At 68.0% G+C, this 14,187-nt stretch carries 9 protein-coding genes and 1 tRNA gene; 4 read left to right on the top strand and 6 right to left on the bottom strand.

Annotated features, from left to right (window positions below):
• Nucleotides 1-43 precede the first annotated feature (43 nt).
• A complete protein-coding gene (locus CEF10_RS02765; protein WP_101065874.1) occupies nucleotides 44-1,702 on the bottom strand; it encodes an NAD+ synthase in 1,659 nt (552 codons plus the stop codon).
• A gap of 152 nt (nucleotides 1,703-1,854) precedes the next feature.
• Between CEF10_RS02765 and CEF10_RS02760 the strand changes: the two genes are divergently transcribed.
• Nucleotides 1,855-3,315, top strand: coding sequence for an MORN repeat-containing protein (locus CEF10_RS02760; RefSeq protein WP_101065872.1), 1,461 nt, complete (start codon nucleotides 1,855-1,857; stop codon nucleotides 3,313-3,315).
• Nucleotides 3,316-3,492: 177 nt separating this feature from the next.
• Here the strand turns inward: CEF10_RS02760 and CEF10_RS02755 are convergent, their stop codons facing one another.
• On the bottom strand, nucleotides 3,493-4,998 hold the full coding sequence (locus CEF10_RS02755; protein WP_101066058.1) for a cryptochrome/photolyase family protein: 1,506 nt from the start codon (nucleotides 4,996-4,998) through the stop codon (nucleotides 3,493-3,495).
• Nucleotides 4,999-5,018: 20 nt separating this feature from the next.
• Nucleotides 5,019-5,684, bottom strand: a complete 666-nt coding sequence (locus tag CEF10_RS02750) for an SDR family NAD(P)-dependent oxidoreductase (RefSeq protein ID WP_101065870.1) — start codon at nucleotides 5,682-5,684, stop codon at nucleotides 5,019-5,021.
• Between the two features lie 276 nt (nucleotides 5,685-5,960).
• Between CEF10_RS02750 and CEF10_RS02745 the strand changes: the two genes are divergently transcribed.
• The gene (locus CEF10_RS02745) at nucleotides 5,961-7,529 is read left to right on the top strand and encodes a 2-isopropylmalate synthase (RefSeq protein ID WP_101065868.1); all 1,569 of its coding nucleotides are present in this window, start codon (nucleotides 5,961-5,963) and stop codon (nucleotides 7,527-7,529) included.
• Between the two features lie 102 nt (nucleotides 7,530-7,631).
• Here the strand turns inward: CEF10_RS02745 and CEF10_RS02740 are convergent, their stop codons facing one another.
• The gene (locus tag CEF10_RS02740; RefSeq protein WP_101065866.1) at nucleotides 7,632-9,536 is read right to left on the bottom strand and encodes an acyl-CoA synthetase; all 1,905 of its coding nucleotides are present in this window, start codon (nucleotides 9,534-9,536) and stop codon (nucleotides 7,632-7,634) included.
• A gap of 114 nt (nucleotides 9,537-9,650) precedes the next feature.
• The gene (locus CEF10_RS02735) at nucleotides 9,651-11,447 is read right to left on the bottom strand and encodes an ABC transporter transmembrane domain-containing protein (RefSeq protein ID WP_101065864.1); all 1,797 of its coding nucleotides are present in this window, start codon (nucleotides 11,445-11,447) and stop codon (nucleotides 9,651-9,653) included.
• Between the two features lie 224 nt (nucleotides 11,448-11,671).
• On the opposite strand from CEF10_RS02735, the gene CEF10_RS02730 reads away from it, so the two are divergent.
• Nucleotides 11,672-12,595, top strand: coding sequence for a PHP domain-containing protein (locus CEF10_RS02730; RefSeq protein WP_101066056.1), 924 nt, complete (start codon nucleotides 11,672-11,674; stop codon nucleotides 12,593-12,595).
• A gap of 39 nt (nucleotides 12,596-12,634) precedes the next feature.
• On the opposite strand, the gene CEF10_RS02725 is transcribed toward CEF10_RS02730, so the two are convergent.
• Nucleotides 12,635-12,708 (bottom strand) — tRNA-Gly (locus CEF10_RS02725).
• A 150-nt stretch (nucleotides 12,709-12,858) separates the two neighbouring features.
• Here CEF10_RS02725 and CEF10_RS02720 point away from each other — a divergent pair.
• Nucleotides 12,859-14,184, top strand: a complete 1,326-nt coding sequence (locus CEF10_RS02720; RefSeq protein ID WP_232796375.1) for an ATP-grasp domain-containing protein — start codon at nucleotides 12,859-12,861, stop codon at nucleotides 14,182-14,184.
• Nucleotides 14,185-14,187 lie beyond the last annotated feature (3 nt).

The following is a 14,187-nucleotide window of genomic DNA, read 5'->3' as shown; positions in this document are numbered from 1 at the left end:
CCCGGCGTGCCCTAGCAGATGGCCGACCGCCGTGCCAACGGGCCTATCCCCTGTCGCGCCAGCGGTTCACGATGGGATAACGCCGGTCGAGCCAGAACGCCTTGCGCGACAGCCGCGTGCCGGGCGCGGCCTGGAAGCGCTTGTACTCGTTGATGTAGATCAGGTGTTCGACCTTGCGCGCATCACCCGCGTCGTGGCCCGCCGCCACGCAATCCGAGATCGTGCCGTCGCGGTCGATCAGGATCTCGAGGATGGCATCGAGCACCTCGTAGGGGGGCAGGCTGTCGGCGTCGCGCTGGTCCGGGGCCAGTTCGGCACTGGGCGGCTTGTCGATCACGCGCGGCGCAATGACCTCGCCCGCCGGGCCGTGCATCCAGTCGCGGTGGTTGGCGTTGCGCCAGCGCGCGGCCTCGAACACGCGGGTCTTGTAGAGATCCTTCAGCGGGTTGTAGCCGCCGGCCATGTCGCCGTAGATCGTGGCATAGCCCACCGCGACCTCGGACTTGTTGCCGGTGGTCAGCAGCATCTCGCCGAACTTGTTGGACAACGCCATGAGCAGCAGCCCGCGCAGGCGCGACTGGATGTTCTCCTCGGTCACACCCGGTGCCAGCCCCTCGAACAGCGGCGCCAGCGTCTCGGTCACGGCCGCGCGGGGCTGCCCGATCGGCACCGTGTCGTAGCGGCAGCCCAGCGCGCGGGCCACGGCGGTGGCGTCCTCGAGGCTGGCCTCGCTGGTGTATTCCGAGGGCAACATGACGCAGCGCACATTGTCCGCGCCCAGCGCGTCCACCGCCACCGCCGCAACCAGCGCGCTGTCGATACCCCCGGACAACCCAAGCAGCACCTTGGGAAACCCCGTCTTGCGCAGGTAGTCACGCAGGCTGAGCACCATCGCGTGATAGTCCTGCTCCAGCGTGCCGGGCACATGGGCCTTGACGCCCGGTTCGGCCTGCCAGCCATCGGCCCCCTGCGTGAAATCGACGTGCGCGACCGCCTCTTCGAACAGGGGCATCTGCAGGGCCAGCGCGCCACCCGGGTTGAGCACGAAGCTGCCGCCGTCGAAGACCTGGTCGTCCTGCGCGCCCACGAGGTTGAGATAGACCAGCGGCAGGCCCGTCTCGACCACGCGGCTGACCATCAGCGTTTGACGCACCTCCAGCCGCCCGCGCGAGTACGGCGACCCGTTGGGCACCAGCAGCATTTCGGCGCCGGTCTCGGCCAGTGTCTCGGCGACATCCTCGTACCAGGCGTCCTCGCAGACCGGGCTGCCGACCCGCCGTTCGCCGACGGCGTAGGGCCCCGTCACGCGACCGGGCTCGAAGACGCGCATCTCGTCGAAGACGTCCTGGTTGGGCAGGTGGTGCTTGTCCACCCGGGCGGTAACGCGCCCGCCCTGCAGGATGTAATAGGCGTTGCGCAGCCCCGCCCCTTCCACCGCGGGGCCGCCGATGGCCATCGCCGGCCCGTCGGCGCAGTCGCGTGCCAGCCCCTCGATCGCGGCGATCGCCGCCTGGTGGAAGGCAGGTTTGAGCACCAGGTCCTGCGGGTTGTAGCCGGTGATGAACATCTCGGGCAGGGCCACCATGTCGGCGCCCGCGTCGCGGGCCGCGCCCCAGGCCTCGCGGGCGCGCGCCGCGTTGCCGTCAAGGTCTCCGACGGTGGCGTTCAACTGTGCCAGGGTCAGGCGGAAGCCGTCGGCCATGCGTAGCCCTCGTTGCTGGTTCCAGCGGTGATTTAGCAGATCACGGAGCAAGGGAAAGCCGATTTGCGCAAAACCCGTTGTCAGCCAGACCGGCGTCCATTAAGTTTTCTTCACCCGCAAGTTACAGGCGGGCGGGGGCAGCCGGGGCACGCATGAAACCATCGTCGAGGATATTCCAAGCGGGCATCATCGCACTGACGGCCAGCGCCGCCATGGCGCAGGAAGACCAGGGAGAGGTGCGCACCAAGCAGTACGACGACGGCGGCGTCTACAAGGGAACCTTCAAGGACGGCCTGCAGCACGGCACGGGCACATACACGTTGCCCAACGGATACGAATACACCGGCGACTGGGTCGAGGGCGAGATCCGCGGCGAGGGTGTCGCGCGCTTTCCGAACGGCTCGGTCTACGAGGGCGAATTCGCCAAGGGCAAGCCGCACGGCGTCGGCAAGATCATCTTCACCGACGGCGGCACCTACGAAGGCGAATGGAAGGACGGCAAGATCACCGGCGAAGGCGTGGCGCTCTATGCCAACGGGGTCCGCTACGAGGGCGCGTTCTTCAACGCCATGCACCACGGAGAGGGCGTGATGAAAACGCCCGGCGGATACGTCTACGACGGTGACTGGGTCAAGGGCGTCAAGGAGGGCGAGGCCAAGATCACCTACCCCGACGGCGCGGTCTACGAAGGCGAAGTCGCCAACGGCGCCCGCCACGGCGAGGGCAAGCTGACGATGCCCGACGGCCTGGTCTACGAAGGCACCTGGAAGGACGGCCAGATCAGCGGCGAGGGCAAGCTGACCCAGCCGAATGGCGACGTGTACGAAGGTGACCTCGTCAACGGCAAGCGCGAGGGCGAGGGCAAGGTCACCTACGCGAACGGCGACGTCTACGTGGGCGACTTCAAGGACGACAAGCGCCATGGTCAGGGCACCTTCAAGGGCACCGACGGCTACGTCTACGAAGGCGCGTGGAAGAACGGCCAGATCTCGGGCGAGGGCGAAGTCACCTACCCCGACGGGTCGGTCTACGTGGGCGAATTCGCCAACGACCTCGCCAACGGACAGGGCAAGATCACCTATCCCGACGGCTCCACCTACGAAGGCGAGTGGAAGGACGGCGTGATCGAGGGCGAGGGGCGCGCGACCTACCCCAACGGCGTCGTCTACGAGGGCGCGTTCAAGAACGCCAAGAACCACGGCTACGGCGTGATGACCTATTCCGACGGGTACCGCTACGAGGGCGAGTGGAAGGAAGGCCAGCGCCACGGCGAGGGCAAGGCCACCTACCCCGACGGCACCGTCTACGAAGGCGAGTTCCGCAACGGACAGCGCCATGGCGAGGGCACGATCGTGATGCCCGACGGCTTCACCTACGAAGGTCAGTGGAAGAACGGTGAAATCTCGGGCCGGGGCGTGGCCACCTATCCCAATGGCGACGTTTACGAGGGAATGTTCAAGAACGGCCGGCGCCAGGGCGAGGGCACGATGACATACGCCAGCGGCGAGGAAGCCTCGGGCACATGGGAAAACGGCGCGCTCACCCGGGAGTCCGCCGCAGGCGACACCCCGGCCGACGAAACCGCGGCGGACAGCGCTGACGACACGGAATAACCCGCCCAGCCCTTCATCTTGCTCCAAATACTCATGCGCGGTGCCGGCGTCGCATTTCCGTGGCCGGACGACGTCTCGGCGGGGGCGACCCGCGGCCCGAGGGCCCGGCCGAAGGCGGGGCCCGAGACATGACGCGCGCGCGGCCCGCGCGCCCCGCCTGACAGCGGCCCGGCCCGGTCAGACGTCCTCGCCCGCCTCCATCCGCGCCAGCCAGCGATCCGCGTCCGCGAGCACGGTGCTTCGCTTCTCCTCGCTCATCCGGTCCCAGGTGCGGTACATCTGCGCCATCCGCGGGTTGGTTTCGAACCGCTGCCGGTGACGGTGCAGGAAATGCCAGTAGAGCAGGTTGAACGGGCAGGCCCGTGCGCCCGTCTTCTCCTTCACCGCGTAGGCACAGCCGCCGCAGTAATCCGACATCCGGTCGATGTAGTTGCCCGAGCTGACATAGGGCTTCGACGCCACGACGCCGCCGTCGGCGACCTGGCTCATGCCCAGCGTGTTGGGCGCCTCCACCCATTCGACCGCGTCGGCATAGACCGACAGGTACCATTCGTGCACCTGCGCCGGGTCCACGCCGGCCAGCAGCGCGAAGTTGCCGGTCACCATCAGCCGCTGGATGTGGTGGGCATAGCCGTCGTCGCGCGTCTGGGCCACGGCTTGCGCCATGCAGGCCATGCCCGTGGGCGCGCCCCAGTACATCGCCGGCAGGTCGCGCGCGTGGCCCAGCGCGTTGCGCGCGGTATAATCCGGCCCTTCACGGAAATAGATGCCGCGCACGTATTCGCGCCAGCCGATCACCTGCCGGATGAATCCCTCGGCCGAGTTCAGCGGCACCCGGCCCGCGCGCCACTCCGCCTCCACCCGTTCGCAGACTTCCCGTGGCCCCAGCAGCCCGAGGTTCAGGCAGGGCGACAGGACCGCGTGGTTGAGGAACCGCTCTCCCGTCAGCATCGCGTCCTGGTAGGCGCCGAACTCCGGCAGGCGGTGGCGCGCGAAATCGTCCAACGCCTCGAGCGCCTGCGCGCGCGTCACCGGGAAGCCGAAGGGGCGCAGGGTGCCGAAGTTGTCATGGAACCGGGCGGCGACCAGCTCCAGCACCTCTTCGGTCATCGCATCCGGGGTGAACGCGGGCGGCGCGCGCCGCCGCATCTCCGCGGGCGCGGGCTTGCGGTTGTCATGGTCGAAGTTCCACTTGCCCCCCGCGGGCCTTTCCCCCTCCATCAGCAGGCCGGTCTTGCGCCGCATCTCGCGGTAGAAATATTCCATGCGCAGCTCGCGGCGGCCCGCGGCCCAGGCGTCGAATTCCGCCAGCGAACAGACGAAACGATCGTCGGGCAACAGGCGCACGGGCAGCGCCGCCGCCTCCAGCGCCTCGATCAGCCGCCATTCCCCCGGCCGCGTGGCCAGCACCTCGCCCGCGCCCGTCTCGGCCGCGCGGCGCAGCAGCTCGCCCGGGATCGAGCCCGCGTTGTCGGGGTCGTCGAGATGCGTGTAGGCCAGCGTCCACCCCGCCGCGCGCAGTTCCTCGGCAAAATGGCGCATCGCCGACAGCACCAGCGCGATCTTCTTGGGGTGGTGGGGCACATAGCGGGCCTCGTCCATGACCTCGGCCATCACCACGATGTCGCGCGCGGGATCGGCCGCGCGCAGCGCCGACACGCCTGCGCTGAGTTGGTCGCCCATCACGAGAACGAGCCGCGGGCTCACCACGGCACCCGCTTGCCCTGCCAGTCGAAGAACAGCCCCGTGTCCTGCGGCGCCAGCCCGTCCATGACCGAAAGAAGGTTCTGCGCGGCGTCCTGCGGCGTGACCGACGGGTGGTTGCCCACGTACCGGCGGGTCAGCGGCGTCTGCACCGTGCCCGGGTGCAGCGCCACGCAGATCGACTGCTTGTGCGTGCGCGCAAGCTCGATCGCGCCGGTGTGGATCATCTGGTTGAGCGCCGCCTTGGCCGCACGGTAGCCATACCAGCCGCCGAAGCCGTTGTCGCCGATCGACCCAACCCGCGCGGACAGCGCGGCGAACATGCACCGGCGGTCGCGCGGCAGCAGACGCACCGCGTGCTTGAGCACCAGCGCCGGCCCGATGGTGTTGAGCGCGAACTGCCGCTGCAACGCCGCCGCGTCGAGGTGCTTGAGCGATTTCTCTGGCCGCCGCCCGTCGATTTCCAGCCCGCCGGTCGCCACGAAGACCAGATCGAATGGGCCGTCCAGCCGCCCCAGCGCCGCCTCGACCGAGGCCTCTTCGGTCACGTCCAGCCCGTCGTCGCGGCGCGTCAGCGCGGTGACGCCCGCGCCCCGCGTGACCAGCGCGTCCGACAGCGCCGCGCCGATGCCCCCCGAGGCGCCGATGATCAATGCCCGTTCCATGCCGTGGGCAGCTAGGCGGCCGCGGGCCGGGATCAACGCCGCGATGCCTGAAAATCACACTTTTCAAGGCGCCACGCCGCGCGTATGCTGCGTGCATGATGATCAACGGGCAGAACATACCCGCGTCTGCGCCCTGCGGCGCCCTTCCCGGCCCTGGCCGGGCTGCCCTGCTGCTCCTAAGCCGCCTCTGAGCGTGCCGTTCCGGCGCGACCGCTCAGAGGATGTGCTCCGTTTCGCGCCATTTCCAGGCTTAGGACAGACGAGATGAGACCCGACATGACAGACCACCCCCAGGACGACCGCGTGTTGATCTTCGACACGACGTTGCGCGACGGCGAGCAGTCGCCCGGCGCCACCATGACCCACGACGAGAAGCTCGAGATCGCGGGCATGCTCGACGAGATGGGCGTCGACATCATCGAGGCGGGCTTTCCCATCGCCTCCGAGGGCGACTTCCGCGCCGTCAAGGAAATCGCCGAACGCAGCCAGCAGGCGGTGATCTGCGGGCTGGCGCGCGCCAACCCCAAGGACATCGACCGCTGCTGGGAAGCGGTGAAACACGGCGCGCGCCCGCGCATCCACACCTTCATCGGCACCTCGCCCCTGCACCGGGCGATCCCCGATCTCAGCCAGGACGAGATGGCCGAGCGCATCCACGAGACGGTCACCCACGCGCGCAACCTGTGCGACAACGTGCAGTGGTCGCCGATGGACGCCACCCGGACGGAGTGGGATTACCTCAAGCGCGTCGTCGGGATCGCGATCAACGCCGGCGCGACCACGATCAACATCCCCGACACCGTGGGCTACACCGCGCCGGTGGAATCGGCCGACCTGATCCGCCGGCTGATCGACGAGGTGCCGGGCGCAGACGAGATCGTCTTCGCCACGCACTGCCACAACGATCTGGGCATGGCCACGGCCAATGCACTGGCGGCCGTCGAGGGCGGCGCGCGCCAGATCGAGTGCACGATCAACGGGCTGGGCGAACGCGCCGGCAACACCGCGCTCGAGGAAGTCGTGATGGCGCTGAAGGTGCGCAACGACATCCTGCCGTGGAACACGCGCGTCGATTCCACCAGGATCATGAACATCTCGCGCCGCGTGGCCACCGTCAGCGGTTTCCCGGTCCAGTACAACAAGGCGATCGTGGGCAAGAACGCCTTTGCGCACGAATCGGGCATCCACCAGGACGGGATGCTCAAGAACGCCGAGACCTTCGAGATCATGCGCCCCGAGGACATCGGCCTGACCGAGACCAACATCGTCATGGGCAAGCACTCGGGCCGGGCGGCGCTGCGTTCCAAGCTCAAGGAACTGGGCTACGAACTGGCCGAGAACCAGCTCGGCGATGTCTTCTACCGCTTCAAGGAACTCGCCGACCGCAAGAAGGAGGTCTACGACGAGGACCTGATCGCGCTGGTGCATGCCGGCACCGACGGGGAAAGCGACCGGCTCCAGGTCAAGCACCTGCGCGTTGTCTGCGGCACCGAAGGGCCCCAGACCGCCACCCTGACGATGGAAATCGACGGTGCCGAGACATCCACCGAGGCCACCGGCGACGGCCCCGTCGACGCCACCTTCAACGCCGTCAAGCAGCTTTTCCCGCACGACGCGCACCTGCAGCTCTACCAGGTGCACGCGGTGACCGGCGGAACCGACGCGCAGGCCACCGTCAGCGTGCGGATGGAGGAAGAGGGCCGCATCGTCACCGGCCAGTCGGCGGACACCGACACCGTGGTGGCCTCGGCCAAGGCCTATGTCCATGCGCTGAACCGCCTGCTGGTGCGCCGCGAGAAATCCGGCGGCGACGTGGCCGAGGTCAGCTACAAGGACGTGAGCTGACGCCGCGCACCCTTCATCTTGCCCGAAATACTCCGGGTTGAATTGTCCCGGGCACTGCCCGGGACAAGAGGGGCAGCGCCCCTGCCGCGGCGCGCCGCCGTCTCAGGTTTCAGCCGGATCCGTCCCGGCCCATTCCCACGGCCGTGTGAACCGGCCCAGGACGTGGGCCAGCTTGTCGTTGTCCACCTCGCCCGTGGGCTCGATCTGCGCCACCAGCCCGCGCTTCTTCGACTCGATCACTTCCGACACGTGGGCGTGGATTCCCTCTTCCTCGAGCGCGGCATCGTACACGCGCTTGATCGCCAGCTTTCGCAGGTCGGGCTTGAACGTCTTGCCGACGGCCGTTTTCGGCAGTTCCTCCAGCACCTCGACGTGCTTGGGAAACGCGGCGCGCTCGTGGACATGGATCTTGCAATGCTCCAGCAACTCCGCGCCGGTCGCCGTGCCGCCCTCGATCAGTTCGACATAGGCGCAGGGCACCTCGCCGGCGTGGGCGTCTGGCTGGCCGATCGCGCCGGCCACGGCCACGTCGTGATGGACCATCAGCGCCTCCTCGATGTCCGCGGGGTCGATGTTGTGGCCGCCGCGGATGATCAGGTCCTTCGCGCGGCCCGTGATCCACAGGTATCCGTCCGGGTCGATCCGGCCCAGATCGCCGGTGCGCAGGTACTTTTCGTGGTAGTAGAGGTCGCGGTTCTTGTCGGGGTCGGTGTAGGTGTGCCCGGCATAGACGCCGGGATTGGAGATACAGATCTCGCCCACCGTATCGGTGGGCACCTCGACCGGCACGCCGTCCTCGTCCTGATCGTAGATGCGCACGTCGGTGTGGGGGAAAGGCACGCCGACCGACCCCACCTTCTTCTCCCCCTCCGGCGGGTTGCAGGACACCAGGCAGGTCGCCTCGGTCAGCCCGTAGCCCTCGATCACCGCCATGCCGGTGGCCGACTCGAAGCGGTTGAAAAGTTCCAGCGGCATCGGCGCCGAACCCGAGAAGGCGTTCTTCACCGTCGAGATGTCGGCGTCCACCTCGCGCTGCATCAGCGCCGAAACGGCCGTCGGCACCGTTATCACGAAGGTCGTCTTCCAGCGTTCGCACAGCTTCCAGAAGTTGTCGAACACGCCCTCGCCGCGATAGCCCGCCGGGGTCGGAAAGACGACATGCGCCCCCGACTTGATCATCGCCATCAGGATCACGTGGCATGCGAAGACATGGAACAGCGGCAGCGGACACATCACGCTGTCTTCCTCGGTGAACAGCAGCCGGTGGCCCAGCCAGCCGTTGTAGACGATGCCCGAATAGCGGTGCTGGGCCACCTTGGGCATGCCCGTCGTGCCGCCGGTGTGGAAATACGCAGCCACGCGGTCGCCCGCGCTGTCGGCGAAATCGAGCGTCGTGCCGTGTGTCTTCAGCGCCTTGTTGAAATCGCGCAGGTCGGCATGGTGCCGGTCGGGGTTCTTCGGCCGGACCAGCGGCACGATCCATTTCTTGGGCGGGGTGAGGTAGGTGTTGAGATCGACCTCGAGCACGGTGTGGACATTGGGCGCATGGCGCACCGCCTCGGCGCACTTCTGGGCGATGTCCGTCTTGGGAAAGGCCTTGAGCGTGACCACCACTTTCGCGTCGGTCTCGCGCAGGATGGCGGCGATCTGCTCGGGCTCCAGCAACGGGTTGATCGGGTTGACGACCCCCGCGATCGCGCCGCCCACCGTGGCCACCGCCGTTTCCAGGCAGTTGGGCATCACCAGGGCCACGACATCGTTCTCGCCCACCTTGAGGTCGCGGAACAGGTTCGCCGCGCGGCAGACCTGGTCGTGGAACTGCTGCCAGGTCAGGGTCTGCGCCTTGTCATCGGGGCCGGACAGCAACTGGTAGCTGATCGCGGGACGGTCCGGGAAAGCGTCCACCGTCTGGCGCAGCATCTGGTAGAGCGTCGCGGGGATATCCCGCTCGTCCCACGGCTTCTCGGTCTCGATCTCAAGCGCGTCCCGCCGCGAGGCAAATGTCATGCTGTGTCCTCCCAACAGCCCGGCACGGGCCGGGCATCGCTCCTCCATCCGGCAAACATGCGGGTCGCGCCGGCGGCACGCAAGATTGACGCTGCGTTTTTCGCCGTGCCGCGGTCAGGCCGCCTCGCCGTCGGTGAACTGCAGCCGCGCCAGCCGGGCATAAAGACCGTCCTCGGCCACGAGGCTGTCGTGCGTGCCTTCGGCCACGATGCGGCCGTGGTCCATTACGACGATGCGGTCGGCTTTCTTCACGGTCGCCAGCCGATGGGCCACGATGATCGTGGTCCGGGTGCGCGCCATCGCGTCCACCGCCTGTTGCACGGCGCGTTCGCTTTCGGCATCGAGCGCGCTGGTGGCCTCGTCCAGCAAAAGCACCGGCGCGTCGCGCAGGATCGCCCGGGCGATGGCGATGCGCTGCTTCTGTCCGCCTGACAGCATCACGCCACGTTCGCCGACGTAGGTGTCGTAGCCATCGGGCAGCGCGGTGACGAAGTCGTGCGCCGCCGCCGCGCGCGCGGCCTGCTCGACCTCCGCATCGGTGGCGTCGCGCCGGCCGAAGCGGATGTTCTCGCGCGCCGAGGCGGCGAAGATCACCGGGTCCTGCGGCACCAGCGCCATCTCGGCGCGGAAATCGTCGCGCCGCATCTTGTCGAGCGGAAGGCCGTCGAGCGTCACGCGGCCGCGCTCGGGATCGTAGAAGCGTTCGATCAGCTGAACGATGGTCGTCTTGCCCGCGCCGGAGGGGCCGACCAGGGCCACCGTCTCGCCCGGCGCGACGTGCAGGTCCAGACCGTCGAGGGCGGGTATCTCGGGCCGGGACGGATAGGCGAAATGCACCTCTTCGAAACCGATGGCACCCCTGACTGGCCGCGGCAGGGCGACCGGGTCCTCGGGGTCGGTCACCCGGTCGTCGGCGCGCAGCAGTTCCACCAGCCGCTCGGTCGCGCCCGCGGCGCGCTGCAACTCGCCCCAGATCTCCGACAGGGCCGCCACGGCGCCGGCGACCATGACCGAGTAGATCACGAACTGGACCAGCGTGCCCGCGCTCATGTCGCCGGCGCGCACGTCGTGCGCGCCCATCCACAGCACGCCCACCACGCCGGTGAAGACGAGGAAGATCACGATCACCGTCATCAGCGCGCGCGTCGTGATCCGCCGCTTCGCCGAGGCATAGCTTTCCTCGGTCACCCCGGCGAAGGTTGCGCGGCTGGCGTCCTCGTGGGTGAAGGCCTGAACCGTCTGGACGCTTTGGAGCGCCTCCGAGGCGTTGCCGGAACTGCGCGCGATCCAGTCCTGGTTCTCGCGGCTGAGGTTGCGCAGCCGCCGGCCAAGCACGAGGATCGGCACGACCACCAGCGGGACCAGCAACAACACCATGCCCGTCAGCTTGGCCGAGGTCACCAGCATAAGCGCCAGCCCGCCAATGAAGATCAGCAGGTTGCGCAGGGCGATCGACACCGACGAACCGATGACCGACAGGATCAGCGTCGTGTCGGTGGTGATCCGGCTGAGCACCTCGCCCGTCATGATGCTTTCGAAGAATGCCGGGCTCATGCCGATGACGCGGTCGAAGATGGCCTTGCGGATGTCGGCCACGACACGCTCGCCCAGGCGGGTCACCAGCGCGTAGCGCAGCCCGGTGCCCAGCGCCAGGAGCCCCGCGATGCCCAGCGCGGCAAAGAAGTACTGGTCGAGGATCCGGCCGTCCTCGACGTTGAAGTTGTCGACCACCCGGCGCACCGCCATCGGAAGGATCAGCGATACCGTGGCGGTCAGCACCAGCGCCAGAAGCGCACCGAACGCAAGCAGCTTGTAGGGGCGCATGAACGGCCACAGCTCGGCCAGCGCGCCGATGCGCTTGGACTTGTCGCGGTCGCGGGCATCGCTGCTGTTCTGGGGCTTTCGGGCCATGGGGTCTCCTGCGTGGGCTTCGGCGCACCCGGGTTTGGCCCCGCCGTCCCGCGCGGTCAAGGCCCGAAATCCCCGTGGTGCCGTGCACGCCGCCCCCCCTGCGCAGGACCGGGCACCGGCAAGCACGAGGCAAAGGGGACATCGCGCCGCCTTTCGGCCCGGCTGTCACGCGCACGTCGCTTTGCTGGACTAACCGGGCCCGGGCTGGCAAGACGAGACCGATGATGACACATTCCGCCTTCACCGCGCCGGGGCGTTTCTTCCGCGGCAACCTGCACACCCATTCCACGCTGTCCGACGGCGCGCTGGACCCCGGCGAGGTCTGCCGCCGTTACCGCGATGAAGGCTATGACTTCATCGCGCTGACCGATCATTTCATCGGCATGTACGGCTACCCGGTCGCCGACACGAAACGGTTCCGGGGCAACGGGTTCACCACCATCCCCGGTGCCGAGCTGCATTCCGGCGCGATGGAGAACGGAGAGCTGTGGCACATCCTCGCCGTCGGGCTGCCAGCGGATTTCGCCCCTGCCAACGCCCCGCACTTCCTGCCGGTCGACGGCCAGGAAACCGGGCCCGAGATCGCGCAGCGCGCCCGCGCGGCCGGTGCCTTCGTCGCCGTGGCGCATCCGCAGTGGTCGGGGCTGACGCTGTCCGACGCGCGCTCGATCACGGCCGCACACGCGGTCGAGGTCTACAACCACGGCTGCGCCGTGGGCACGGACCGACCGGACGGGTTTCACACCGCGGACCTGCTCATGTCCGAGGGGCGCGACCTGAGCCTGATCGCCACGGACGACGCGCATTTCAAGGACCCCGACCACTTCGGCGGCTGGGTCATGGTGAAGGCCGAGGAAAACGACCCCGACGCGCTGCTGGCCGCGCTCAAGGCCGGGCATTTCTATTCCACGCAGGGGCCCGAGCTTCACCGGGTCGAGGTCGAGGGCCGCCACCTGCGCGTGCGCTCGACGGCCGTTGAACGGGTCATCGTGCAGGGCCAGGGCAGCGCCGCCGTGGCGCACCACGGCCATTCCATGACCGACACGCGGCTGGAGATCACGCGGCTGGCCGCCAGCCCGTGGCTGCGCGTGACGGTGGTCGACCGCGCCGGCCGCCGCGCCTGGTCCAACCCCGTGCGCACGGGCTGACCACCGGCCGACCCCGTTTCATTTTCGGGAACATTCGCGTGGAGCGGGCAGCGGGAATCGAACCCGCACCAAGAGCTTGGAAGGCTCGTGTGATACCATTTCACCATGCCCGCCCGTGCAGACGCTAGCGGTAGATCAAGGCGCCGCGCGGGTCAAGAAGATCGTGCGCTCCCGGTTGGACCCGCGCGCAGAGGTCGCGGGCGATAGCCATGGGTCAGGGCGGCAAAGGCCTTGCGTATGCGACCGAATTCTGGATGTTGGACATGCTGGAAACCGACCCGATGGAACACGCGCGCCGGAAAAACATCTTCGTCGTGGGACTCGACGAATTCAACCTGCGGCTTCTGAAGGCCGTGCCGGGTGCGGACCGGTATGAATTTCACCCGCTGCTGGGGTTCGAAGAGATCTCGGGCGCACGCACATTCGACCTGGAAGCACTTCTGGACAAGGCGCGACGCATTCTGCGTGCCTTCCCCGGTCCCGTCGACGCCATCATCGGCTACTGGGATTTTCCCACCGTTCTGATGATGCCGATACTGCGGCGCGAATTCGGGCTGCGCGGCCCCAGTCTCGAAAGCGTGTTGCGTTGCGAACACAAGTACTGGGCGCGCCGCGTTCAGCAAGAGGCGGTACCCGAGACGGTGCCCGCCTTCGCGGCGGTGGACCCCTTCGCACCCGATGCCGCCCAACGCATCGGGCTGGCCTACCCGTTCTGGCTCAAACCCATCAAGGCACATTCGTCACTTCTGGGATTTCGCGTGTCCAACCGCCGTGATCTGGACCACGCGCTCGACCTCATCCGCGCGGGCATCGACCGTTTCGCCGACCCGATGAACGTGATCCTCGGCTACGCCGACATCCCCGACAACATCCGCGCCGTGGACGGCTATCACTGCATCGCCGAGCAGATCATCTCGCGCGGACGGCAGTGCACCCTCGAGGGCCACGTCACGGATGGCACGCCGCAGATCTACGGGATCGTGGATTCCATTCGCGGCCCCAACAGATCGAGCCTCGAGCGATACGAATACCCGTCGGCGCTGCCGCGGGCCGTGCAGGCGCGCATGATCGACGCGGCGGAAAGGGTGATACGTCATGCCGGCCTCGACGCCTCCGCGTTCAACATGGAATTCTTCCATGACGCCGCCAACGACCGGGTCTGGCTACTCGAGGTGAACGCCCGCATCTCGAAATCGCACAGCCCCCTTTTCGACAAGGTCGAAGGATCGCCGCACAAGCAGGTGCTAATCGATGTCGCCCTCGGTCGCCGCCCGGCCTATCCCGCACGGGCGGGACGGTTCCGCTACGCCGCCAAGTTCATGCCGCGCCTTTACGGCCACCACGATGACTGGCGCGTGCGCGGCGTGCCGGATGCCGCGCGCCTGCGCGAGATCGAGGCGGCATTCCCCGGCACCGAGATCCAGCTTCACGTCGAGGACGGCATGCGGCTGGGCGAGTCGCGTCACCGCGACCCATACAGCTACGAACTCGCGGCGGTCTTCATGGGGGCGCAGTCGCGACGGGCGCTGCGACGGGACTTCAAGGCGCTTTGGCAGGCGGTCGGCCTGCACTTCGAAGCCGGCGAGTGACGG

This window comes from Roseovarius salinarum (genome assembly GCF_002834145.1).
Lineage (GTDB): Bacteria > Pseudomonadota > Alphaproteobacteria > Rhodobacterales > Rhodobacteraceae > Roseovarius > Roseovarius salinarum.
The sequence above is the reverse complement of the archived record's forward strand: the minus strand, read 5'-3'. Positions and strand labels throughout refer to the sequence as shown.

Bases quoted from the DNA above. Each gene is read 5' to 3' on its own strand.
- CEF10_RS02765 (WP_101065874.1), bottom strand. From the start codon at position 1,702: ATGGCCGACGGCTTCCGCCTGACCCTGGCACAGTTGAACGCCACCGTC.
- CEF10_RS02760 (WP_101065872.1), top strand. From the start codon at position 1,855: ATGAAACCATCGTCGAGGATATTCCAAGCGGGCATCATCGCACTGACG.
- CEF10_RS02755 (WP_101066058.1), bottom strand. From the start codon at position 4,998: ATGGGCGACCAACTCAGCGCAGGCGTGTCGGCGCTGCGCGCGGCCGAT.
- CEF10_RS02750 (WP_101065870.1), bottom strand. From the start codon at position 5,684: ATGGAACGGGCATTGATCATCGGCGCCTCGGGGGGCATCGGCGCGGCG.
- CEF10_RS02745 (WP_101065868.1), top strand. From the start codon at position 5,961: ATGACAGACCACCCCCAGGACGACCGCGTGTTGATCTTCGACACGACG.
- CEF10_RS02740 (WP_101065866.1), bottom strand. From the start codon at position 9,536: ATGACATTTGCCTCGCGGCGGGACGCGCTTGAGATCGAGACCGAGAAG.
- CEF10_RS02735 (WP_101065864.1), bottom strand. From the start codon at position 11,447: ATGGCCCGAAAGCCCCAGAACAGCAGCGATGCCCGCGACCGCGACAAG.
- CEF10_RS02730 (WP_101066056.1), top strand. From the start codon at position 11,672: ATGACACATTCCGCCTTCACCGCGCCGGGGCGTTTCTTCCGCGGCAAC.
- CEF10_RS02720 (WP_232796375.1), top strand. From the start codon at position 12,859: ATGCTGGAAACCGACCCGATGGAACACGCGCGCCGGAAAAACATCTTC.